Source organism: Sphaerotilus sp. (assembly GCF_013299175.1).
Classification (GTDB): domain Bacteria; phylum Pseudomonadota; class Gammaproteobacteria; order Burkholderiales; family Burkholderiaceae_C; genus Sphaerotilus.
This window is the reverse complement of record NZ_JAAFKF010000036.1, coordinates 15322-36084: the sequence shown is the minus strand read 5'-3', so window position 1 is coordinate 36084 and position 20763 is coordinate 15322. Positions and strand designations below refer to the sequence as shown.

Genomic DNA, 20763 nt, shown 5'->3' with positions numbered 1-20763 from the left:
TCGGCTACGACAACACCGAGTACGGCATCGACTACAAGGGCTGCGCGGTGCTGGTGGCCTACGACAAGCAGTCGAACGACATCGCGCAAGGGGTGGACCACGCCTGCGACGACCACCTGAACACCGGTGCCGGTGACCAGGGCCTGATGTTCGGCTACGCCTGCGACGAGACGCCGGAGCTGATGCCTGCGCCGATCTACTACGCGCACCGCCTCGTCGAGCGCCAGGCCCAGTTGCGCAAGGACGGCCGCATGCCCTTTCTGCGCCCGGACGCCAAGAGCCAGGTGACGATGCGCTACGTGGACGGCAAGCCGCACTCGATCGACACGGTGGTGCTCTCCACGCAGCACGACCCCGACCAGAGCGCCACGCAGACGACGATGAAGGCGTCGTTCATCGAGGCGATCCGCGAGGAGCTGATCAAACCGGTGCTGCCGAAGGAGTGGATCACGGCGGACACGAAGTACCTGATCAACCCGACGGGGCGCTTCGTCATCGGCGGCCCGCAAGGCGACTGCGGGCTGACCGGCCGCAAGATCATCGTGGACACCTACGGCGGCGCCTGCCCGCATGGCGGCGGCGCGTTCTCGGGCAAGGATCCCACCAAGGTGGACCGCTCGGCAGCGTATGCAGCACGCTATGTGGCCAAGAACATCGTGGCGGCGGGGCTGGCCAAGCAGTGCCAGATCCAGGTGGCGTATGCGATCGGGGTGGCGCGGCCGATGAACGTGACGGTCTACACCGAGGGCACGGGCGTGATCCCGGACGCGGAGATCGCCAAGCTGGTCAACGAACATTTCGACCTGCGGCCGAAGGGAATCATCCAGATGCTGGATCTGCTGCGGCCGATCTACGCGAAGACCGCCGCGTATGGGCACTTCGGGCGGGAGGAGCCGGAGTTCACCTGGGAGCGCACCGACAAGGCGCATCTGCTGCGGGCCGCCGCCAAGTAACACGCATGCCAACCGATCTTCTGACCATCACCGGGGTCATGCTCGCCGCCGGCGCTGTCGGTGGCCTGGTGAACGGGTTCCTGGCCGAGGCGCCCGAGGCGGCGCGGTTGGCGTGGTGGCAGCATGTCGTCATCGGCGTCACGGCGGCGTTCATGGTGCCGCTGTTCCTCACCATGATCTCGGCGGACCTGATCGACAAGATCCGCGGCACGGCAGGCCATGGCGGTGATCCGGCGCTGCTGCTGAATCTGGCGGGGTTCTGTCTGGTGGCCTCGGTGTCGTCGCGGGCCTTCATCGGCTCGCTCACGGACCGGTTGCTGCGCGAGGTGCGCGACGCCCGCGCCCAGGCCGACGCCGCCACCGCCACCGCCGAGCAAGCCCGCCAGCGCGCCGCCGATGCCACCCAGGCGGCGCTGATCGCCCAGGCCGATGCCGACACCGCGCAGGCGCTGGCACGGGCGCAGGTGGCGGAAGAGTCCATCGACGACACGGCGGGCGGATCCAGCCCGCCCCCGCGTTCAGCGCCACCACCGGTCAGCACGGGGACGCCCTCCGCCTTGGCACAGGAAACCCAAGTCCTGCAGGCACTGACCGCGGGCCACGCGGCGCTGCGCACCGTTGCCGGGCTGGCGCAGGACAGCCGGCTCGGCGAGTCCGCCGTGCTGGCCACGCTCGGCCATCTGCAGGACAAGGGGTGGGCGCTGCCGCTGGCAGGCACCGATGGCCGGCCGCGCTGGTTCGCCACCGCCGCGGGCAAGGCACAGACGCGGGCGGCCCAGCCAGCCTGAAGCGGAGCTGAGTGATCCAGGTCATGCCGGGAACTGCGGGGCGCCTCTACAGTCGGACGGTCTTTCCACGGACCCCGACACCATGCAAAAAACCACCGCACTCGCCGTCACCGCCCTCACCCTGGCGCTGTCCGCCCTGACCGCACCGGCCGCGCACGCCGCCGATGGCTGGCAGTGGCTGCCCATCGCCAACGATCCGGGCTGGAAACCCGAAGCCTCGCTCGCGCTGACCGGCAACCGCGTCGGTCCGGGCACCGGCGCCAGCGGCTGGGGGCTGGACCTGAACTTCAACTGCGGCCTGGTACAGACACCCGACCAGCGCATCCGCAGCCACGTCAACTTCACGCACACCAGCCAGAACGGCACCTCGGTGAACGCCTTCGAGCTGTCACCGCGCTACACGGTGCCGCTGGGCGACGGGCTGTCGGCCGGGTTCGGCCCGAGCGTGGGCGCCTTCCAGGTCAGCACGCCGGGCAACGACCGGACGCTGCTGGGCCTGGGTGCGGCAGCGGGCATGAACTACCGCGCCGGGATGCTCTACACCGGCTTCGACATCCGCTACCACGCCACCACGTCACGCGGCGGCATTGACCACGATCCGCTGACGTTTGGCGCCAAGGTCGGCATCAACTTCTGACCGCCGATCGACCACCGATCAGCCCTTGAACGGGTAGCGCCGCAGCAGTTGCATCGGCGCCCCGGCACTGGGTTCGACGTACAGGCTCAGCGCGTCGCAGCGCCATGGCCGCTCCAGCGCCGGCGAGAAGAAGGTGCGTGCCAGATCGAGCCAGACCTGGCGCTCGCCGTCGTCGGCCACCGGGTCGCTCAAGGTGCAGTGGAACAGCCAGCGGTCGAGCACATGCGGATAGCCCCAGCGCACCAGCAGCGCCGACTGGTCGGCATCGAGCGTGCTGCGGCTCTGCAGGCGCTGCAAGTCGGCGGCGGTGGGCGGGTCGCGGAAGCTGTCGAGTTCGCGCACGCAGGTGTCAGCCAGCCGGTGCAGCGCATGGTCGGCCGCCAGCGGCTCGGCGGTCTGCAGGACGATGAAGTCGGACAGCGGACCCACCTCCAGCACTGGCATGTCGAAGGGCTGGAGCTGGCGGCTCAGGGTACACAGGGCAGCATGCAGGCCCTGCATCGACGATCCTTCCGCCAGCCGCATCGGCGCCTTGAGCGTGGCGTGGAAGCCGTAACGCCATGGCAGCGCCCGCCGCGAGGGAGGGGACGGGGCGAGGTCGCTGGACGGGTCACGCCCTAGCCAGGTGCAGCCGGCTTGCCACAAGGGATGGTCGGCTGGTGGGGTGAGATAAATCGCGTATCGGGCGCTCATGAAGAGAAGACGGGCTTTCTGCTGTGGCGTAGCCTACAGGGTTCCAGCCGGTTTCGTGCAGTTCGACACAGCAAGATTTCCGCTTCCAGTGCCGGGTCGGCGCGCCTCTGCCAGTTCGTTGCCCCCTGCTGTGAACACTGCACATGAGGGGACAAGCTGCGCAAGGCAAACTCCCGCCATGCAAGATGCCATGCAACAAGAACAGGTGATGACCCGCGCGCGGCTGGTGCTGCCAGGGGAGGTGGTGACGGGCACGGTGGTCCTGCGGGGTGGCCGGATCGTCGATCTGGACCATGCCGTGTCGGCGCTGCCGTCGGCGATCGACCTGGACGGCGACTACCTGCTGCCCGGACTGGTGGAGCTGCACACGGACAACCTGGAGCGCCACGCGATGCCGCGGCCCAAGGTGCGTTTCCCGATGTGGGGTGCGGTGCAGGCGCACGATGCCGAGGTGGCCTGCGCCGGCATCACGACGGTGTTCGACGCGGTCGGCGTGGGTGATCCCTACGGCCAGGGCTTCCGCGCGCAGAACCAGGGCGAGCTGCTGTCGGTGCTGGATGCGCTGGAGGACGCCGGCGTGCTGCGCGCCGACCACCGCATCCACGCCCGCTGCGAGCTGCCGGCCGCCAACGCCCGCGCCCTGTTCGAGCCGTTTGCCCACCACCGGCGGCTGGGCCTGATCTCGCTGATGGACCACACGCCGGGGCAGCGCCAGTGGTCGGACATGGACCACGCCCGCGTCTACTACACCGGCAAGAAGGGCTGGACCGACGCGCAGTTCGACCACGAGGTGCAGCTTGCCCCCGCCCGCCAGCGCGACCACGCCGGCCCGAACCGCGAGTGGTTCGCCGCCTACGCCCGCGCCACCGGCGTGGCCCTCGCCTCGCACGACGACACCACGGCCGCCCACGTGGACGAGGCCCACCATCTCGGCGCCGTCATCAGCGAGTTCCCGACCACGCTCGACGCCGCCCGCCGCGCCCGCGCACGCGGCCTGCTGACGCTGGCCGGCGCGCCCAACGTGCTGCGGGGCACCTCGCACGCGGGCAATGTGGCGGCGGCGACGCTGGTGCGCGAGGGTGTGCTGGATGCGCTGTCGTCGGACTATCTGCCGTCCAGCCTGCTGGCGGCAGCATGGCAGCTCGCCGACGAGGGCTTGCTCGACCTGCCCGCGGCGGTCCGGCTGGTCACCCTCCAGCCCGCCCGCGCGGCTGGTCTGGACGATCGGGGCGCGCTGGCCGTGGGCTTGCGGGCGGATCTGGTGCGTGTGCGCGCCGTCGCCGGACACCCGGTGGTGCGTGGGGTCTGGAACACCGGTCGCCGGGTGGTCTGATCCAGTCAAGGTGCAAGGGTGGGAGGATTGCCCCGCGTCCCTTGACAACTGTGTCACGGAACCCGAAGGTGTCGGACTGCACACCGCCACACCCGAGGGGAACCTGTCCATGCCGCACCACCCACTGCCCCGCCGACGCTGGGCCACCCGCACCGCCACGGGCTTGCTGCTGAGCACCTTGCTGGGCGGCTTGCTCGGCGGCTGCGGCACCCGGGACGACACCGACACCAGCAGCGGCGCCACCACCGGCACGCTGCGCCTCGTCAACGCCACCACCCAGCGCGCTGCGGTCGGTCTGCTCGTCGATGATCTGCCGCGCGAAACCGGCATCGAGCGCGACGCCGCCAGCGCCACCTACCGCGTCACCGCCGGCAGCCACACCATCGCCCTGGCCAACAGCAGTGGCAGCGCCCTGGCCAGCACCACGCCCACCGTCGCCGCCGGCAGCGCCACCACGCTGGTCGCCTGGACGGGCGACAACAACGTGGTCAGGTACCTCAGCCTCAACGACCTCGAAGCCGTGCCCGCCAGCGGCCGCGCCAAGCTGCTGGTCTTCCACGCGGCGCGCGACGCCGGCACGCTCGATGTCCACCTGACCCCCGCCACCGAAGCCTTGAGCGACACGCCGCTGCTGGGCAACGTCAGCCCCGGCAACGGCAGCAGCGGCTACTCGACCGTCAACGCCGGCAGCCACCGCCTGCGCCTGCTGAAAGCCGGGAGCGTGCTGGCCAGCGACGTGCGGCTCGACACCACCGTGACCTTGCCGGATGCCGGGATCGTGGCCCTCGTGGTCACGCCGAGCACGGGTGGCGTGCTGGCCCATGCGCTGCTGCTGCAACCCGCCAAGGCGGTCGCGGCGCTGACGAATGCGCAGGCCCGTGTGCGCGTGGTCAGCGCGTTGCCGACCAATCTGCCCGTCGCCGGGGCGATCAACGGCACCAGTCTGCCCCTGCTGGGTGGCTCGCCCGCCGTGGGCAGCTACGCGCTGGTCCCCGCCGGCACGTCCACGCCACAAATCACCGTCAACGGCGGCACGCTCACCGCCGCCGCCTGGACTGCCGCACCGGGCAGCGACAACACCCTGTTCGTCTGGGGCACGGCCGCAGCCGCGCAGTTCACGGTCTTCAGCGACGACAACCGCCTGCCCGCCAGCACCAGTGCCAGCCGCATCCGGCTGCTGCACGGTCTGGCCGACATCCCGGCGGACCTGACGCTCAACGTTGCGGGGGCTGCAGTCGCCACCGCCAGCCAAGGGGCGTTCTCGCCCGCCACCTCGGTGTCCGCCGTCAACGACACCACCGTGTCCGCCACGCACAGCCTCACCGCCGCCAGCGTCTACCAGCTCACCGGCAAGACGCTCGACGCGGGCGGCGTCTACAGCGTGTTCCTGCTGGGCGACAGCCGGCAGGCGTCCGGCAACGGCTTGATCAGCACGGTGTTCAAGGAACGTTGAGCCGCCGGAAACCGCTCAGGCAGGACGGCTGGCCGCGACCGCCGCTTCGAGCGCGTTGACGAACACCTCGGCCACGTCGAAGCCGGTCTGCTGCTGGATCTCCTGGAAGCAGGTCGGGCTGGTGACGTTGATCTCGGTGACGCACTCGCCGATCACGTCCAGCCCGATCAGCAGCAGCCCGCGGGCGGCCAGCACAGGCCCCAGCGTCTCGGCGATCTCGCGGTCACGCGCCGACAGCGGTTGCGCGACGCCCTTGCCGCCCGCGGCCAGATTGCCGCGCACCTCGGTTCCTTGCGGAATGCGCGCCAGACAGTACGGCACCGGCACGCCCGCGATGATGAGGATGCGCTTGTCGCCGTGGACGATCTCGGGCAGAAACTTCTGCACCATCACCGTCGTGCTGCCGTCACTGGTCAGTGTTTCGATGATGGAGCCGAGGTTCATGCCGTCCGGGCCGACGCGGAAGATGCCCATGCCGCCCATGCCGTCGAGGGGCTTGAGGATGATGTCGCCATGCTCGGCGTGGAAGGCGCGCACGGCCTCGGCTTCCCGCGTCACCAGCGTCGGGCCGATCCACTCGGGGAATTCGAGGATGGCGAGTTTTTCCGGGTGGTCGCGCAGGGCGGAGGGCTTGTTGAAGACGCGGGCGCCGTCTCGCTCGGCCTGCTGCAGCAGGTGGGTCGCATAGATGTACTCCGCGTCGAAGGGCGGATCCTTGCGCATCAGCACCGCGTCGGTGTCGGCCAGCGCCTGCTCGCCTTCGGCGACGACGGCAAACCAGTCCGCCTGCTCGCGCCCGGTCAGCACGATGGTGCGGCAGCGGCGCGCCACGACCCGGCTGCCGCGCACCCAGACGAGGTCGCGCGGTTCGCAGACCTGCAGCGTGTGGCCTCTGCGCGCCGCCTCGCGCATCATCGAGAACGTGGTGTCCTTGTGGGTCTTGAAGGACTCGACCGGATCGGCAACGAACAGCAGTTTCATGGTGGTCAGGGCCAGCGCACGGCCCGGCAGTTCAGGGGGTCGCGCAGTGTTGCACAGGCCCGCCAACCCCGTTGACCGGGCGGTCGGATCGGCTCAGATCGGCTCGGTGATGAAGGCGATCCGGCTCAGTCCGGCTTGCTGCAATTGCCCGATCAGTTCGGCCACGCGCCCGTAAGGCACCAGCTTGTCGGCGCGCAGCATCACCTCGGGCCGCTCGCCGCCGCGGCGCTCGATGGCCTTCAGCCGTTCGGCGAATGCAGGGGGTTCGAGCCGCTCCTCGCCCCAGTAGAGCGCGCCGTTGGCCTGCAGACCGAGGTTGATCGACGCGGGTGCCTGCTCGGTGGGCGCGGCGCCGTCGGCCTTGGGCAGGTCGAGCTTGAGGCTGGAGGTCATCAGCGGCGCAGCGAGCATGAAGATGACCAGCAGCACCAGCATCACGTCGATCAGCGGCGTCATGTTGATGTCGCTGATCGGCGTCTCGGCCTTGCGGCGTTCAAGGCGACCGAAGGCCATCGTCCACGTCCGCCACACGCCGTTGCAGCGCCATCTCGCGCAAGTCGTGCGCGAAGCCTTCGAGATCCGCCTCGCAGGCGCTGACCCACTTGCCGAACACGTTGTAGGCCAGCACGGCGGGAATGGCCACCGCCAGCCCCGCCGCCGTCATGATCAGTGATTCGCCGACCGGTCCGGCCACCTTGTCGATGCTGATCGAACCCGTCGCCGAGATGCCGAGCAGCGCGTGGTAGATGCCCCAGACGGTGCCGAACAGGCCGACGAAGGGCGACGTGCTGCCGACCGAGGCGAGCAGCACCTGGCCCGTCTGCAACTGGCCGAGGATGCGGTGCAATGCGTCGCGCAGCAGGCGGGTCAGGCGCGATTCGGCGTCGCTGCCGGCGTCGAGCGTGCCGGCAGCGGTCGGCTGCAACAGCGCGTCGAGCATGGGCACGAGGATCTGCTCGCGGTCAAGCACGGCGAGCTGGGTGCGGCCGGTCTGCACGTCCGGCGCCGCCCAGAACACGGGCACGGCCCGCGCCAGATCGCGCCGCGCCCGCGTCAGCCCCCAGCTTTTCCACAGGATCAGCACCCAGGCCGACACCGACATCGCCAGCAGCAGCGCCGCGACCATGCGCGTGATGCCATCGCCAGCGGACCAGATCCGCGCCAGCCCGTCCATCGCCGGTCAGCCCAGGCCGAGCACGTCGTCCATGCCGTACAAGCCGCTCGGCTTGCTGGCCAGGAAGCGCACGGCACGCAGGCTGCCCTGCGCGTAGGTCGCGCGGCTGCTGGACTTGTGGGTGATCTCGATGCGCTCGCCGATGCCCGCGAACAGGACCGTGTGGTCGCCGACGACATCGCCGCCGCGGATGGTGGCGAAGCCGATGGTGCTCGGGTCGCGCTCGCCGGTGACGCCTTCGCGGCCGTAGACAGCGCAGTCCTTGAGGTCACGGCCGAGTGCGTTCGCCACGACCTCGCCCATCTTCAGCGCAGTGCCGCTCGGGGCATCGACCTTGAAGCGGTGGTGGGCCTCGACGATCTCGATGTCATAGCCCTCGTTCAGCGCGCGCGCCGCCATGTCCAGCAAGCGCAGCACGACGTTGACGCCGACGCTCATGTTGGGCGCCATCATGATCGACACGTCCTGCGCAGCGGCGGCGATTTCGGCCTTCTGCGCATCCGTGAAGCCGGTGGTGCCGATGACGAGCTTGACGCCAAGTTCGCGGCAGGCGGCCAGATGCGCCATCGTCCCTTCCGGGCGGGTGAAGTCGATCAGGCAATCGGCGCCTTGCAGGCCGGCGTGCAGGTCGGCGGTGATCGCCACGCCGCTGGCTTTGCCCAGAAACGCCGAAGCGTCCTGGCCGATGGCGGGGCTGTCGGCGCGGTCCAGCGCGCCAGCGAGCAGGCAGTCGTCCGCGGCCATGACGGCTTCGATGAGGATGTGGCCCATGCGGCCGGTGCAACCGGCGATGGCAACGCGCAGCGGTGCGGGGGTGGACGGGGACGTGGACACGGCGGGAGCGTTCATCGGACAGAGGTTTCCAGCGGGGGATAGGAGCGGGCCGGGCCGCTGGCCGCTGTCTGCGGCATCTGGGCGGCGCGGCTGGGCGCAGGCACGGGGATGGCGCGCAACTGCGCTTCGTCAAGTTCGAGCATGGTCTTGCGCGACGGCGGTTTGGTCGCATCGATGGCGGAGACGAACTCGCGCTCGGTCGGCACGGCGTCCGCCTCGAAGCGCGAAACGCGGTCGTTCTCGAAGAAGACGGTCACGCGGCGTTGCTGCGGCGCGGTGCCCTGGCGGCGGATGGTGAAGACGTAGTCCCAGCGGTTGGCGTGGAACACGTCGTTGAGCAGCGGCGCGCCCAGCAGCGTGCGCACCTGGTCACCCGACAGGCCGGGGCGGAGTTGCGCCACCATGTCCTGCGTGACGACGTTGCCTTGCACGACTTCCATGCGGTAGGGCGTGATGAAACCGAGCAGCGAGCCGTCGGACGCAATGGTCGAACACCCCGCCAGCGCGGCACAGGCCACGAGCAGGAGCGGCGACAGGGAGCAGGGGAAACGGGTCGGAGCAGCCATGTGGTTTTGGTGGTGGACACCGCCGGTCGCGGCACATCCCGATATGATCCGGCCATTCTAGCGAGCCACCACCCGCCGACCCGGCAATCCCATGACGAACGCCGAAGAACTCAAAAGCTCGGGCCTGAAGGCCACCCTGCCGCGCATCAAGATCCTCGAAATCTTCCAGCGTTCCCAGCAGCGGCACATGGCGGCCGAGGATGTCTACAAGGTGCTGTTGCTCGAAGGCGCCGACATCGGGCTGGCCACGGTCTACCGGGTGCTGATGCAGTTCGAGCAAGCCGGGCTGCTGAGCCGCAACCACTTCGAGAGCGGCAAGTCGGTGTTCGAGCTGAACGCGGGCGAACACCACGACCACCTCGTCTGCCTGGACTGCGGCCATGTGGAAGAGTTCTTCGACGCCCAGATCGAAGCCTGCCAGCACGCGATCGCCCAGGAACGCGGTTTCGCCCTGCAGGAACACACCCTGGCGCTCTACGCCCACTGCACCAAGCCGGACTGCAGCCACCGCGCCGCCAAGTAAGACCGCCAGGCCGACGCCTCAGAGTCCCGGCTCGCCGCGGTCCATCAGGTCGCGGTGGCGCTTGATGAATTCCTTGTAGGTGTCGATGCCACGGAGTTGCAGCACCGTGTTGCGCACCGCGGCCTCCACCAGCACCGCCAGGTTGCGCCCGGCGTCCACGGCGATGATGACCTTGCGCACCGGCATCCCGAGCACCTCCTCATAGAGCGGCTCGTGGGGCAGGCGCTCGAAATCGCGCTCCAGCGTTTCCTTGCGGACCATGTGGACGATGAGCTTCAGCCGCATCTTCCGCCGCACCGCGGTCTCGCCGAAGATGGCCTTGATGTCGAGCAGGCCGATGCCGCGCACTTCCAGCAGGTTGCGCAGCAGCTCGGGGCAGCGCGCCTCGATCGCCGTCTGCGACACGCGGAACAGGTCCACCACGTCGTCGGCCACCAGCCCGTGGCCACGCGAGATCAGCTCCAGCCCCAGCTCGCTCTTGCCCAGGCCGGACTCGCCCGTCAGCAGCACGCCCAGGCCGAGGATGTCCATGAACACGCCGTGGCGCGAAGTGCGCTCGGCGAAGTGCTGGCCGAGGTAGCCGCGCAGCACGTCGATGACATGGCCGGCCGATTCACGGGTGCAGAACAGCGGAATCTCGGCGCGTTCGCACATCGCCACCAACCGGTCGGGGGGCGTGCAACCGTCGGCGACCACGACCACCGGCGGCTCCAGTGCGACGATGCGCGAGATGCGGCGTTCCTGCACCTCGCTTGCGTCTTCGAGGTAGGCGATTTCACGCCGGCCAACAATCTGCACCCGATACGGGTGGATGTAGTTGAGGTAGCCGACCAGATCGGCCGCGGACTGCGCGTCGCGCACCGCCACCTCGTCGAAACGGCGTTCGGGGTGGGCGTGGCCAGCAATCCACTCCCACTTGAGCATGTTGCGGTGGGCATCGAACAATGCCTCCGCGCTGATGACGGTGGCTTTCATGGCCGGATGGTCCTGGTGGTGCTCGGGCTCAGGCGACCGAGCGCAGAGGTTCCCAGCGGGAAATCATCTCGTGCAGCTTGGCCGGGTCGGTCTCGACCTTGAGCCGCTCGCGCAGCTCGCGGTCGGACAGCAGCTCGGCGATCTCGGAGAGGATTTCCAGGTGGCGCTGCGTGGCCGCTTCCGGCACCAGCAGGAAGATCAGCAGCACGACCGGCTCGTCGTCCGGCGCTTCGAAGGCGATCGGTTGCGCCAGCCGGACCACGGCGGCCAGCGGATTCTTCAAGCCCTTGATGCGGCCATGCGGAATCGCCACGCCGTGCCCAAGTCCGGTCGAGCCGAGACGTTCGCGCGCGAACAGGTTGTCGGAAACGGTGGCACGGGCGATGGCGTGCTGGTTCTCGAACAGCAGGCCAGCTTGCTCGAACGCACGCTTCTTGCTGGAAGCGTCCACGTTCACCAGCACATTGCCTGCAGGGAGGATCGCGGCGAGACGGTTCATCGAGGCGCGGTTCGGGAGGTGGTCGGGGGAGTGATTATAGGAATCGCGGCGCGGGCTGCGGTCAGCATATCGGCCCCGGTGGCGCGATGTTCGCAGAAACGACAGCGGCCCCGCTCGGGGGCCGCCTGAAGCACCACCGCAACACGGTTCACCGTGTGCGGGGTGGCCAAGGGGTCAGACCATCTCGCCGTTCAGTTCCAGGCGCTTGGAGGCGACGTGGTGGTGGTCCTGCAACTTGTCCTTGTGGCGCACGACCTGGCGGTCGAGCTTGTCCATCAGTTGATCGATCGCGGCGTACAGGTCTTCACTGGCGCTTTCCACGAAGATGTCGCGGCCCTTGACGTGCAGCGTGACTTCGGCGCGTTGTCGGCGTTCCTTCTCCTTCTGCTTCTCCACGGTGAGCAGCACGTTGACATCCACTACCTGGTCAAAGTGTCGGGTGACCCGGTCCAGCTTGGTCAGCACGTATTCGCGCAGAGCCGGTGTAACTTCCAGATGATGACCGCTGATCGTGAGATTCATGGGGCCTCCTTTCGAGAGGTTGGGTGGGGAGTCTGGGAGAGTTGTTGAGTCCAGTGTGACCATTTCGTGAAGGGCTGACAAGCCCTCCCTGTGACACCCTGCAAGCCCTGTGTGGAATTGCCCTGAGCCACCAGATTAGCGTCCGACCCTCGGGTTTTCGAGCATTCAGACACACCCTCTTCCGCAGTGCAATAATTGGTTCCGATGCTCAACGTCTTCACACTGGCCAACGGCCGCCTGTTCCAGGAAGAGATCGACGCCCTCGAAGCACTGGCCCATGTCGCGCCGGTCTGGGTCGATCTGGAAGCCCCGACGGCGCAGGAAAAGGGCTGGATCCAGGCGCGCTTCGATCTGACCATCCCCGAGAACATCGTCGATGACGACCTCGAAGAATCCGCCCGTTTCTACGAGGAAGACAACGGCGAGCTGCACATCCGCTCCGACTTCCTGATCGACGACGGCGAGACGCCGCGCAACGTCCGCGTGGCCTTCATCCTGCACCACAACGTGCTGTTCTCGGTCCACTCGGAAGACCTGCCGGTGTTCCGCCTGCTGCGGCTGCGCGCCCGGCGCATCCCGGCCATGATCGAGGACGCCAAGGACGTGCTGCTCAAGCTCTACGACGCCGACGCGGAATATTCGGCCGACGCGCTCGAAGGCATCTACGACTCGCTGGAGAAGGTCAGCGCGCGCGTGCTCAAGCAGGACGTGGACGACCGCGCCGCGGGCGAGGCACTCTCGGCCATCGCCCACCAGGAAGACCTGAACGGCCGCATCCGCCGCAACGTGATGGACACGCGCCGCGCGGTGAGTTTCATGATGCGCAGCCGGCTGTTGAATGCGGAGCAGTTCGAGGAGGCGCGCCAGATCATGCGCGACATCGACTCGCTCGACTCGCACACCGCTTTCCTGTTCGACAAGATCAACTTCCTGATGGACGCCACCGTCGGCTTCATCAACATCAACCAGAACAAGATCATCAAGATCTTCTCGGTGGCCTCGGTCGCGCTGCTGCCGCCGACGCTGATCGCCAGCATCTACGGCATGAATTTCCAGCACATGCCCGAGCTGACACAAGCCTGGGGCTATCCGTATGCGCTCGGGTTGATGGTGGCGTCCGTCGCGGCACCGCTGATCTACTTCCGGCGCAAGGGCTGGATGCGCTGAAGCCGCCCAGGCCGCACCGCTGTTTGCCAACTATGCACACCGGAACTGCGCAAGTGATCGCTAGACTCTGTGGAATCCGGCCGTCTCGCGGCCGAGAACACCAAGAAAGCCCGCAGCAGCCATGGTGCGTGTGGGGGATGGGGTTGCTGGCAGGTTGGGCACTGGCCTGCCTGCCGGCATTCGCCCAGTTCCAGACAGCACCTGCACCCCAGCCGCTCGACGACATCGCCAGCCTCAGCACCGGCGCGGCCCGCAACGCCAGCGACTACCGCATCGAAGGCGCACGCCACCTCTACATGCGCTACTGGCCGCACGTCTTCGACGGCAAGCTGCCCCCCATGCTCTACGCGATCGCCGCGTTCCGCACCACCATCGACAGCCGTGGCCGTGTCACGGATCTGCGGATCATGCGCTACCCCGCCGCTGCGCAGGAAGTCGTGCCATGGATACAGCGCATGGTCTACGCGGCCGAGCCCTATCCGCCGCCGCCACGCGGCATGAAGAGCGTGGTCTACCCGGAGGTCTGGCTGGTCACGGCAGACGGCAGGTTCCAGCTCCATACCCTCTCCGAAGGGCAGGCGAACTCGGACGATCCGCCGCAGTGACGCACGCCGTGGGAACGCTCACCCCGCCGCGCGGCGCTTGAGCCAGCGCATCAGCCCGCCGACCACCGGCAGCTTCTCGTACAGCTCCTCCGCCGCGTCCCAGTAGTCGCGGTGCAGCACCAGCCGGCCGTCCGCGCCGAAGCGCAGGTGCGAGCCGCCGTGGATGGTCACGGTGCCGGGGCCGAGGCGCGGCGCCTCGAACAGGAAGTCCCAGGTCAGGAAACACTGGTCGCCCTGCGCGATCACGTCGCGCACGACGAAGCGCGGCGCCCCGAGGCTGTCGAACATGTGCGCGAAGACGCGGCGGATGCCGGGGATGTCGTGGACCTCGTTGAACGGATCCTTGAAGCGCGCGTCGGCGGCGTAGACCTCGCCCAGCCGGTCCAGGTCGGCGGGCGCGAGCTGCTCGAAGAAGGTGATCACGCGGGCGACGCGGGGGTCCGGATGGCGCAGTGTCGGCAAGGTCATGGCGTGGTCCTCACAGCCGCGTGGCGCGGCGCACCAGCGAGAAATACCACCGATCCCCGAGCAACCCCAGCAGCTTGAGCACCCGGCTGAACCGCTTCGGAAAATGGATCTCGAACGCACCCCGCGCCCAGCCCTTCAGGATCTCTTCGGCGGCGACTTCCGGGGTGATCAGCGCAGGCATCGGGTGGGTGTTCTGCGCGGTCAGCGGGGTCTCGACGAAGCCGGGGTTGATGACGGACACGTCGATGCCGCTGGGTTTCAGGTCCATCTGCAGCACCTCGGCCATGTTGATGAGCGCCGCCTTGGTCGGGCCATACGCCAGCGCCTGCGGCAAGCCGCGGTAGCCGGCCACGCTGGCGACGAGGCTGATGTGGCCGCTGTGCTGGGCGAGCAGCGTGGGCAGCACGGCGTCGAGCATGCGCATCGCGCCGGTGACGTTGATGTCCTGGTGGCGGATCACCTCGTCGAGATCGTAGGCGGTGGCACGCACCGGCAGATAATGGCCAGCGCAGTAGACGGCCAGATCCAGCCGCCCGTGCTGCGCCAGCAGTTGCGCCATGCCGGCCTTCAGCGCCCCCGGAGCCGCGGCGTCGAGCGGCAGCGCCAGCGCGCCGGGATGCGCAGCGACGAAGGCTTGCAGCGGCTCCACCTTGCGCGCCGAGACGACCACCTTGGCACCACGCCGCGCTAGCAGCTCCGCCGTGGCAAGCCCGATGCCGGACGAGGCGCCCACGATCCAGACGACGCGCCCGGTCCAGTCGCGCAGAGGTTGGTTGATGGACATGGGGATTCCTGCAGGTGCGGATGCGGGTTCAGGGCTTGTGGAAGGCCAGCGTGACCTCGCCGAGGCGGAGGCCGAACTTGCTCATCACCGCCTTGTTGAGCATCACCTTGTCGTCCATCAGGTACATCCAGTCGTCGAACTGCACCTCGTAGGTCTTGCCATCGACGGGCAGCTTCAGCGTGTACTGCCAGCGCAGCGCGTTGCCCGCCGCACGGCCCTGCGCTTCGCCCAGCACGTCGGCGGCGCGTCCGGTGTAGCGGCCGTCGCCCAGATCGGTCAGGCGCCAGACGCGGCGCTCGGTCTGGCCATCGCTGTAGGTGAAGTCCTCTTCGAGCACGCCTTCGTTGCCGCTCCAGCGCCCGACCATGCGGACAGTGAAGCGGCGTGCCACCTTGCCGGAGCGGTCGGTGAAGACACCGTGGGCGGTCATCGGGCCGTTGAAGTAGTCGCGCAGCACGAGCTTGGGCGTCTCGCGGGCGTAGTCGTCCACCTGGGGTCCGGCACAGGCGGCCAGCAGGGTTGCCAAAGCGGCTGCAGCGGCCACGGCGAGGCGCTGCACCGATCGGGTCACGTTCATGGTGTTCATGGCATCTCTCCTTCGAGCACCCGGCGCAGGCGCCACAAGGCCCCCAGCGCCAGCAGTTTCAACACACACGGCAGCCCGGCATACGCCAGGCTCAGCGACCACAGCGCGGCGGCATCGCGGCTGCCAGGGGCATAGCCGGCCCACTGCAAGGCCGGCAGCGCCAGCCCCGCGGCCAACGCCAGATTGAGCTTGGTGGCGCTGTTCCACCAGCCGAAGAACGCGCCCTCGGCCGCCCCGCCCTGCCCGCTGCGGCGCACCACACCGGCCAGCAGCGCGCCGGGCACCACCAGATCCGCGCCCAGCGCCAGCCCGCTGGACAGGCACACCGCAAAGAAGCCGCCCGTGTCCCCGCGGCCCAGCGCCAGCGCGCCGACGAACGTGACCACGGCCAGCACCATGCCCGCCGCCCACGTCCGCACCAGCCCCCAGCGTGCCACGCCCCGCACCCACAGCGGCAGCGACACCGCCCCGGCGACGAAATACGCCGCGAGGAACGCCCCTTCCAGCGCCGGCGCCTGCAGGCGGTCCCGCACGAAGAACAGCACCAGCGTGGCCGGCACCGCGCTGGCAATGCCGTTGAGCAGGAACACCGCGACCAGCCGGCGGAACCCGGCGACCCGCCACGGCGCGTCCATCGACAGCGGTGCAGCCACCCGGCTGCGCAGCACCGGCCGCGGCGCCCACGTCAACACCAGCAACGCCACGACCAGCGCCAGCGCGAGCACCATGACCATCACCGACAAGCCCGCCACCGACGGCAGCACGCTCGCCAACACCACGCCCACCAGCGCCGCTCCTTCGCGCCAGCCCACCCAGCGCGCCTGCGCCGCATCACCGCCGCCGAGGCGCGCGCCCCAGCTCTGGTGCAGCACGCTGGCGACGCTGTAGGCCAGGTACGTTCCCACCAGCAGCGCGCCACACCACGCCAGCAGCGCCGTGGACGACCCACGCACGCTCGCCGGCGGGAAGAACAAGCCCGTCAACCCGGCGACCAGCCCCAGCGCCGCCAGCCCGAGCACACCCCAGACCCGCCCGAGCGCCCCACCCAGCAGCGCATCGACCCAGCGCCCGATCCACGGATCCACCAGCGCATCCAACGCCCGCACCGCCAGCAGCAACACGCCCAGCGCCGCCAGCGGCACCCCGAACTGCGCCGCGTAGTGGTTCGGCAGCACGACATACAGCGGCAGTGCCACAAACGCCAGCGGCAGCCCGAGCGCGCCATACGCAGCCCCCTTCAGGACGCCGGACGCCGCAGCGGTGGTCATCCCGCCCCGCTGCCCAGCAGCGCCTGCCGCAGTGCCGGCTCCGGGCTGCGCGGCGAGAGCCAGATGCCGAAGAACAGGCGGGCGAACTCGGTGTCCGCCACCTCGCGGGTCGGGCGGGCGTTGTGGAAGAAGCGGGCGCCGCGGCCCGACTGGTGCAGCCCCGTGAGGCGGTCGCCGCTGACCACGTCCGGGAAGGCCGCCACCATCGCCGCGCGCCAGTCGCCGGCCTGCCGGTCCTCGACGCGGTCGAGGCGGCGCATCTCGTCGAGCGAGCGGTCGGCGATGCGGGCGCCGTCCAGCGCGCGGGCGTAGAGCAGCTCCAGCGCGAAGGAGCGTCCGGCGTAGTCCTGCGCGCTGATCGGCTCGCCCGCCACCCACAGCCGGGTGTCGTAGACCGTCAGGCCGAGCCAGCGAAAGCGCATCTGCCCCTGCAGCCGCGCCCCTGGCAGCGCCGCGCGGACCTCCGCCGGCGGCTCGCTCGTGCCCTGCGCCGAGGCCGCCAGCGCCAGCAGACCCGGCAGCGCGGCCAGCACGGTCAGCGACTGACGGCGGGTGGTCCTCATGGCCGCCTCAGCGTGTACTGCACGACGTTGGTGTTGCCGGTGTCGAAGGCCGCTTCGCAGTAGGCGAGGTAGAAATCCCACGTCCGCATGAACGGCGTGTCGAAGTCCAGGCGTTGCACCTTCTCCGCCTGCGCGTGGAAGTCCGTCCGCCAGCGGCGCAGCGTCTCGGCGTAGTCCGGGCCGAACGCCATGGCCTCTTCCACCACCAGCCCGGCGCGTTCGGCCGCCTTGCGGAACTCGGCATCGCTGGGCAGCAGGCCACCGGGGAAGATGTACTGCTGGATGAAGTCGGTGGAGCGCACGTAGCGGTCGAACAGGTCGTCGCGGATCGTGATGCTCTGGATGCAGGCGCGCCCGCCCGGCTTCAGGCAGCGCGCCACCGTCTCGAAGTACGACGGCCAGTAGGCGCGCCCCACCGCCTCGAACATCTCGATCGACAGCACGGCGTCGAACGGCGGGTCGGTGATATCGCGGTAGTCCTGCAGGCGCAGGTCGGCCTGGTGGGCGGTGCCATTGGCGGCCATGCGCCCGTTGGCCCAGGCGAGCTGCTCGGTGGACAGCGTGACGCCGGTGACATGGGCGCCGAAGTCGCGGGTGGCCTTTTCCGCCAGCGCACCCCAGCCGCAGCCGATCTCCAGCACGCGGTCGCCCGGTTGCACACGCGCTTGCTGCAGGGCGCGGCGCACCTTGGCGTGCTGCGCGTCGGGCAGTGGCTGCGTGTGGTCGCCGCCGAACCACGCGCTGGAATAGTTCATCGTCTCGTCCAGCCACAGCCGGTAGAAGGCGTTGCCGAGGTCGTAGTGGGCATGGATGTTGCGCTGGCTGCCGGCGCGGCTGTTGCGGTTGCGCAGGTGGCGCAGGCGGTAGAGCAGCGAGCCCCACCAGTTGCCGAAAATCAGCCGATCGACCGCCTCCCGGTTGGCCAGCAGGAAGCGCAGCAGGCCCGGCAGATCGGGCGTGTGCCAGCCGCCGGCGATCCAGGTTTCCGCGAAACCGATGTCGCCCGACTTCAGCACGGCCGAGAACAGCGACCAGTCCTTGACCACGATCGCCGCATGGGGCGCGGCGCCGTGGCCGACACGGCAGTGCGCGCCGTCCGGCCACTGCAGGTCGAGCGTGCCGCAGGGGAGTTTCTGCAGCAGGCGGTAGACGGCGCGGGCGGCGGCCGGGGCGCCAGCGGGCAGCATCAGCGCGGGGGGCGTGTGGCCCATCGGCAAGCCGGCACAGACAGCGGAGTCGGATCGGGCGGGAGCGTTCATGGTGCGTCGGATCGGGTCGGTTGCGGGTCAGCGACTGACCAGCGCCGCGGGCGGCACCGGCTTGCGGAAGAAGGGCACGCGCTGCGACCAGAGCTGCAGCGCCTGCCAGTGGATGCGCGCCACCACGCCCAGCGTGAGCAGCGGGTTGCCGAGCCAGGCTTGGTGCAAGGCACCGCGGGTCAGCGGCGCGAGCCGGCCGCTGACGCTGGTCTGCAGCAGCGGCTGGCCGGTGGCGTCGTCGTGGTCGATGCGGGCCACGGTGCGCTCCGTGGTGCGGAAGAAGCGGAAGCGGTAGCCGCCCTCGGTGGCGCAGAAGGGCGAGACGTGGAAGACCTTGGCCGCGCGCAGCTCGCCGCCCCAGCCGAGCGGCGCATCGGCCGTGCCCGTCAGCAGGTAGCAATGCCGCTCGCCGAAGGTGTTGTTGACCTCGGCGACGATGGCCCGCAGCGACCCGTCCGCCCGGTGCGCGTACCAGAAACTCACCGGCTTGAAGGTGTAGCCGAGCACGCGCGGGTAGGTGTGGAGCCAGACCTCGCCGTCGGCGTCGGCGATGCCCTCGTCGGCCAGCAGGCGCTCGAACCACGCGAGCGCGTCCGGGCCGCCGTCGCCGTGGTCGCGGTCGTGGAAGCTGACGAGGCCGGCCCGGTTGCGCGGCAGCACCGGATCGGGCCGGTGGCGCAACGAGCGCAGCGGCAGCAGCAAGAACCACGTCGGATACCGGAACGCCCGCCGCACCGGCCGCAGCCGCGTGTGGCGCACCTCGCCGTGGCCGATCAGCGCACGCACCGGGCCGGCGTCGGTGTTCATGCAGGCACCAGCGGGCGGGCATGTGCCCATTGGTGCTGCAGGCCGCGCACCACGTTCAGCCCCGACTTCAGGCCGTCCTCGTGGAAGCCGTAGCCCGTCCACGCGCCGCAGAACCAGGTGCTGCGCCGCCCCTGGATCGACGGCAGGCGGCCTTGGGCGTCGATGGCGGCGCGGTCGAAAACGGGGTGGCTGTAGTCGAATTCGGCCAGCACCTGGTCGTCGCGCACCGGCCGCACCGGGTTGAGCGACAACACCACCGGCTGCGCGAACGGCACCGGCTGCAGGCGGTTGAGCAGGTAGTGCAGGCAGACCCCGGCGTCCTCGGTGGCCACGTCGCCCGCGTGCTCGTAATTCCATGCCGCCCACGCCTTCTGGCGGCGCGGCAGTTGCGCCACGTCGGTGTGCAGCACGGCGCGGTTCGGGTGGTAGCGGATGGCGCCCAGCACGCGGGCTTCGTCGGGCGAGGCGTCGGCACCGAGCAGGCGCAGCGACTGGTCCGAGTGGCACGCCAGCACCACCTCGTCGTAGCGCACCTGTCCGTCGGACGCCATCACCACCACTCCACCGCCCGCCAGCCGCCGCACCGCCTGCACCGGCGTGTTCAGCCGCACGTCCGGCAGGCGCGGGCGCATCTTCTCGACGTACTGCCGCGCCCCGCCCGCCACCGTGTACCACTGCGGCCGGTCGCTCACCTGCAGCAGGCCGTGGTTGTGGCAGAAGCGGACCATCGTGGCGACCGGGAACTGCAGCATCTGCGCCGTCGGGCAGGACCAGATGCAGCCGATCATCGGCAGGAAGTACCAGCGGCGGAAGGTGTCGGAGTAGCCCTCGGTGTCGAGGAAATCGCCGATGGACTGGGCGAGCTGGGCCTCGCTGCCGGTGCGGGCCAGTGCGGTCGCACGCTTGTTGAAGCGCATCAGCTCGCGCAGCATGCCGAGGAAGCGCGGGCTGAACAGGTTGCTGCGCTGCGCGAAGACGGTGTCGAGGTTGCAGCCGCTCCACTCCAGCGCGCCTTGCTCGGCCTGCACCGAGAACGACATGTCCGACGCCGCGGTCTCCACGCCGAGTTCGGCGAAGAGCTTCAGCAGCTCGGGGTAGGTGCGGTGGTTGAAGACGAGGAAGCCCGTGTCCACGCCGTGCGTGTGCAGCCGCCCGTCGGCACCAGGCAGCGTCACATCGACCGTGTGGGTGTGGCCGCCGAGGTAGTTGCCGGCTTCGTAGAGCGTGACGTGGCAGTCCTGGCCGGGGGCGCTCAGGTGCCAGGCGGTGGACAGGCCGGCGATGCCGGAGCCGATGACCGCGACGCGGCGGGTGGGCATGCGCAT

General features: G+C 69.5%; 25 protein-coding genes. 8 read left to right on the top strand and 17 right to left on the bottom strand.

Going from position 1 to position 20763, the window contains the following annotated elements:
* From metK to QZW52_RS08490, 3 genes are all read left to right on the top strand, one after another.
* Window positions 1–953, top strand: a 953-nt coding sequence (gene metK / locus QZW52_RS08500) for a methionine adenosyltransferase (protein WP_293997326.1), incomplete at its 5' end; no start/stop codon positions are given.
* 5 nt (window positions 954–958) lie between these two features.
* A complete protein-coding gene (locus QZW52_RS08495) occupies window positions 959–1741 on the top strand; it encodes a YEATS-associated helix-containing protein (RefSeq protein ID WP_293997324.1) in 783 nt (260 codons plus the stop codon).
* Between the two features lie 82 nt (window positions 1742–1823).
* The gene (locus QZW52_RS08490; protein ID WP_293997322.1) at window positions 1824–2378 is read left to right on the top strand and encodes a hypothetical protein; all 555 of its coding nucleotides are present in this window, start codon (window positions 1824–1826) and stop codon (window positions 2376–2378) included.
* Between the two features lie 18 nt (window positions 2379–2396).
* Here the strand turns inward: QZW52_RS08490 and QZW52_RS08485 are convergent, their stop codons facing one another.
* Window positions 2397–3071, bottom strand: a complete 675-nt coding sequence (locus tag QZW52_RS08485; RefSeq protein WP_293997320.1) for a DUF1045 domain-containing protein — start codon at window positions 3069–3071, stop codon at window positions 2397–2399.
* A gap of 190 nt (window positions 3072–3261) precedes the next feature.
* Here QZW52_RS08485 and QZW52_RS08480 point away from each other — a divergent pair, with 190 nt between their 5' ends.
* Window positions 3262–4404: an alpha-D-ribose 1-methylphosphonate 5-triphosphate diphosphatase gene (locus tag QZW52_RS08480; protein WP_293997318.1), complete on the top strand. Its 1143-nt coding sequence runs from the start codon at window positions 3262–3264 to the stop codon at window positions 4402–4404.
* 109 nt (window positions 4405–4513) lie between these two features.
* Complete coding sequence (locus QZW52_RS08475; RefSeq protein WP_293997315.1) at window positions 4514–5857, top strand: DUF4397 domain-containing protein; 1344 nt, start codon at window positions 4514–4516, stop codon at window positions 5855–5857.
* Between the two features lie 15 nt (window positions 5858–5872).
* Here QZW52_RS08475 and gshB read toward each other — a convergent pair whose 3' ends face one another.
* From gshB to QZW52_RS08450, 5 genes are all read right to left on the bottom strand, one after another.
* The gene (gene gshB, locus QZW52_RS08470) at window positions 5873–6838 is read right to left on the bottom strand and encodes a glutathione synthase (protein WP_293997313.1); all 966 of its coding nucleotides are present in this window, start codon (window positions 6836–6838) and stop codon (window positions 5873–5875) included.
* Between the two features lie 93 nt (window positions 6839–6931).
* On the bottom strand, window positions 6932–7351 hold the full coding sequence (locus QZW52_RS08465) for an ExbD/TolR family protein (RefSeq protein ID WP_293997311.1): 420 nt from the start codon (window positions 7349–7351) through the stop codon (window positions 6932–6934).
* Entirely contained in the window at window positions 7332–8012 is a 681-nt protein-coding gene (locus QZW52_RS08460; RefSeq protein ID WP_293997308.1) for a MotA/TolQ/ExbB proton channel family protein, read from the bottom strand. Before QZW52_RS08460 ends, QZW52_RS08465 begins: the two co-directional genes overlap by 20 nt.
* A gap of 6 nt (window positions 8013–8018) precedes the next feature.
* On the bottom strand, window positions 8019–8861 hold the full coding sequence (gene dapB / locus QZW52_RS08455) for a 4-hydroxy-tetrahydrodipicolinate reductase (protein ID WP_293997305.1): 843 nt from the start codon (window positions 8859–8861) through the stop codon (window positions 8019–8021).
* Window positions 8858–9412: an outer membrane protein assembly factor BamE gene (locus tag QZW52_RS08450; protein WP_293997303.1), complete on the bottom strand. Its 555-nt coding sequence runs from the start codon at window positions 9410–9412 to the stop codon at window positions 8858–8860. The genes dapB and QZW52_RS08450 overlap by 4 nt, the downstream gene beginning before the upstream one ends.
* A gap of 91 nt (window positions 9413–9503) precedes the next feature.
* Between QZW52_RS08450 and fur the strand changes: the two genes are divergently transcribed.
* Window positions 9504–9935 (top strand): ferric iron uptake transcriptional regulator, encoded by a 432-nt coding sequence (gene fur, locus QZW52_RS08445; protein ID WP_293997301.1) that lies wholly within the window; start codon window positions 9504–9506, stop codon window positions 9933–9935.
* An 18-nt stretch (window positions 9936–9953) separates the two neighbouring features.
* On the opposite strand, the gene hprK is transcribed toward fur, so the two are convergent.
* From hprK to hpf, 3 genes are all read right to left on the bottom strand, one after another.
* Window positions 9954–10910, bottom strand: a complete 957-nt coding sequence (gene hprK / locus QZW52_RS08440; RefSeq protein ID WP_293997298.1) for an HPr(Ser) kinase/phosphatase — start codon at window positions 10908–10910, stop codon at window positions 9954–9956.
* A gap of 28 nt (window positions 10911–10938) precedes the next feature.
* Window positions 10939–11409 carry a PTS sugar transporter subunit IIA gene (locus tag QZW52_RS08435; protein WP_293997295.1) on the bottom strand — a complete coding sequence of 157 codons (471 nt, stop codon included), beginning with the start codon at window positions 11407–11409 and terminating at the stop codon, window positions 10939–10941.
* A 174-nt stretch (window positions 11410–11583) separates the two neighbouring features.
* Complete coding sequence (hpf, locus tag QZW52_RS08430; protein WP_293997293.1) at window positions 11584–11931, bottom strand: ribosome hibernation-promoting factor, HPF/YfiA family; 348 nt, start codon at window positions 11929–11931, stop codon at window positions 11584–11586.
* Between the two features lie 204 nt (window positions 11932–12135).
* Between hpf and corA the strand changes: the two genes are divergently transcribed.
* Entirely contained in the window at window positions 12136–13098 is a 963-nt protein-coding gene (gene corA / locus QZW52_RS08425) for a magnesium/cobalt transporter CorA (protein WP_293997291.1), read from the top strand.
* Window positions 13099–13235: 137 nt separating this feature from the next.
* Window positions 13236–13703, top strand: coding sequence for a hypothetical protein (locus tag QZW52_RS08420; protein ID WP_293997289.1), 468 nt, complete (start codon window positions 13236–13238; stop codon window positions 13701–13703).
* An 18-nt stretch (window positions 13704–13721) separates the two neighbouring features.
* On the opposite strand, the gene QZW52_RS08415 is transcribed toward QZW52_RS08420, so the two are convergent.
* The 8 genes from QZW52_RS08415 to QZW52_RS08380 all read right to left on the bottom strand — a co-directional run bounded on the left by QZW52_RS08415 (window position 13722) and on the right by QZW52_RS08380 (window position 20757).
* A complete protein-coding gene (locus QZW52_RS08415) occupies window positions 13722–14171 on the bottom strand; it encodes a nuclear transport factor 2 family protein (protein WP_293997286.1) in 450 nt (149 codons plus the stop codon).
* Window positions 14172–14181: 10 nt separating this feature from the next.
* Entirely contained in the window at window positions 14182–14955 is a 774-nt protein-coding gene (locus QZW52_RS08410; protein WP_293997284.1) for an SDR family NAD(P)-dependent oxidoreductase, read from the bottom strand.
* A 28-nt stretch (window positions 14956–14983) separates the two neighbouring features.
* A complete protein-coding gene (locus tag QZW52_RS08405; protein ID WP_293997330.1) occupies window positions 14984–15532 on the bottom strand; it encodes a DUF3833 domain-containing protein in 549 nt (182 codons plus the stop codon).
* 5 nt (window positions 15533–15537) lie between these two features.
* Window positions 15538–16809, bottom strand: a complete 1272-nt coding sequence (locus tag QZW52_RS08400) for an MFS transporter (RefSeq protein WP_293997282.1) — start codon at window positions 16807–16809, stop codon at window positions 15538–15540.
* Window positions 16806–17372, bottom strand: a complete 567-nt coding sequence (locus QZW52_RS08395) for a chalcone isomerase family protein (RefSeq protein WP_293997279.1) — start codon at window positions 17370–17372, stop codon at window positions 16806–16808. Before QZW52_RS08395 ends, QZW52_RS08400 begins: the two co-directional genes overlap by 4 nt.
* Complete coding sequence (locus tag QZW52_RS08390; RefSeq protein ID WP_434738296.1) at window positions 17369–18583, bottom strand: class I SAM-dependent methyltransferase; 1215 nt, start codon at window positions 18581–18583, stop codon at window positions 17369–17371. The genes QZW52_RS08395 and QZW52_RS08390 overlap by 4 nt, the downstream gene beginning before the upstream one ends.
* 75 nt (window positions 18584–18658) lie before the next feature.
* Window positions 18659–19438 carry a DUF1365 domain-containing protein gene (locus QZW52_RS08385; protein WP_293997276.1) on the bottom strand — a complete coding sequence of 260 codons (780 nt, stop codon included), beginning with the start codon at window positions 19436–19438 and terminating at the stop codon, window positions 18659–18661.
* Complete coding sequence (locus QZW52_RS08380; protein WP_293997274.1) at window positions 19435–20757, bottom strand: NAD(P)/FAD-dependent oxidoreductase; 1323 nt, start codon at window positions 20755–20757, stop codon at window positions 19435–19437. The genes QZW52_RS08385 and QZW52_RS08380 overlap by 4 nt, the downstream gene beginning before the upstream one ends.
* Window positions 20758–20763: the final 6 nt, after the last annotated feature.

Coding starts and splice junctions, on each gene's coding strand:
- QZW52_RS08495 (WP_293997324.1), top strand. CDS start 959: ATGCCAACCGATCTTCTGACCATCACCGGGGTCATGCTCGCCGCCGGC.
- QZW52_RS08490 (WP_293997322.1), top strand. CDS start 1,824: ATGCAAAAAACCACCGCACTCGCCGTCACCGCCCTCACCCTGGCGCTG.
- QZW52_RS08485 (WP_293997320.1), bottom strand. CDS start 3,071: ATGAGCGCCCGATACGCGATTTATCTCACCCCACCAGCCGACCATCCC.
- QZW52_RS08480 (WP_293997318.1), top strand. CDS start 3,262: ATGCAACAAGAACAGGTGATGACCCGCGCGCGGCTGGTGCTGCCAGGG.
- QZW52_RS08475 (WP_293997315.1), top strand. CDS start 4,514: ATGCCGCACCACCCACTGCCCCGCCGACGCTGGGCCACCCGCACCGCC.
- gshB (WP_293997313.1), bottom strand. CDS start 6,838: ATGAAACTGCTGTTCGTTGCCGATCCGGTCGAGTCCTTCAAGACCCAC.
- QZW52_RS08465 (WP_293997311.1), bottom strand. CDS start 7,351: ATGGCCTTCGGTCGCCTTGAACGCCGCAAGGCCGAGACGCCGATCAGC.
- QZW52_RS08460 (WP_293997308.1), bottom strand. CDS start 8,012: ATGGACGGGCTGGCGCGGATCTGGTCCGCTGGCGATGGCATCACGCGC.
- dapB (WP_293997305.1), bottom strand. CDS start 8,861: ATGAACGCTCCCGCCGTGTCCACGTCCCCGTCCACCCCCGCACCGCTG.
- QZW52_RS08450 (WP_293997303.1), bottom strand. CDS start 9,412: ATGGCTGCTCCGACCCGTTTCCCCTGCTCCCTGTCGCCGCTCCTGCTC.
- fur (WP_293997301.1), top strand. CDS start 9,504: ATGACGAACGCCGAAGAACTCAAAAGCTCGGGCCTGAAGGCCACCCTG.
- hprK (WP_293997298.1), bottom strand. CDS start 10,910: ATGAAAGCCACCGTCATCAGCGCGGAGGCATTGTTCGATGCCCACCGC.
- QZW52_RS08435 (WP_293997295.1), bottom strand. CDS start 11,409: ATGAACCGTCTCGCCGCGATCCTCCCTGCAGGCAATGTGCTGGTGAAC.
- hpf (WP_293997293.1), bottom strand. CDS start 11,931: ATGAATCTCACGATCAGCGGTCATCATCTGGAAGTTACACCGGCTCTG.
- corA (WP_293997291.1), top strand. CDS start 12,136: ATGCTCAACGTCTTCACACTGGCCAACGGCCGCCTGTTCCAGGAAGAG.
- QZW52_RS08420 (WP_293997289.1), top strand. CDS start 13,236: ATGGGGTTGCTGGCAGGTTGGGCACTGGCCTGCCTGCCGGCATTCGCC.
- QZW52_RS08415 (WP_293997286.1), bottom strand. CDS start 14,171: ATGACCTTGCCGACACTGCGCCATCCGGACCCCCGCGTCGCCCGCGTG.
- QZW52_RS08410 (WP_293997284.1), bottom strand. CDS start 14,955: ATGTCCATCAACCAACCTCTGCGCGACTGGACCGGGCGCGTCGTCTGG.
- QZW52_RS08405 (WP_293997330.1), bottom strand. CDS start 15,532: ATGAACGTGACCCGATCGGTGCAGCGCCTCGCCGTGGCCGCTGCAGCC.
- QZW52_RS08400 (WP_293997282.1), bottom strand. CDS start 16,809: ATGACCACCGCTGCGGCGTCCGGCGTCCTGAAGGGGGCTGCGTATGGC.
- QZW52_RS08395 (WP_293997279.1), bottom strand. CDS start 17,372: ATGAGGACCACCCGCCGTCAGTCGCTGACCGTGCTGGCCGCGCTGCCG.
- QZW52_RS08390 (WP_434738296.1), bottom strand. CDS start 18,583: ATGGGCCACACGCCCCCCGCGCTGATGCTGCCCGCTGGCGCCCCGGCC.
- QZW52_RS08385 (WP_293997276.1), bottom strand. CDS start 19,438: ATGAACACCGACGCCGGCCCGGTGCGTGCGCTGATCGGCCACGGCGAG.
- QZW52_RS08380 (WP_293997274.1), bottom strand. CDS start 20,757: ATGCCCACCCGCCGCGTCGCGGTCATCGGCTCCGGCATCGCCGGCCTG.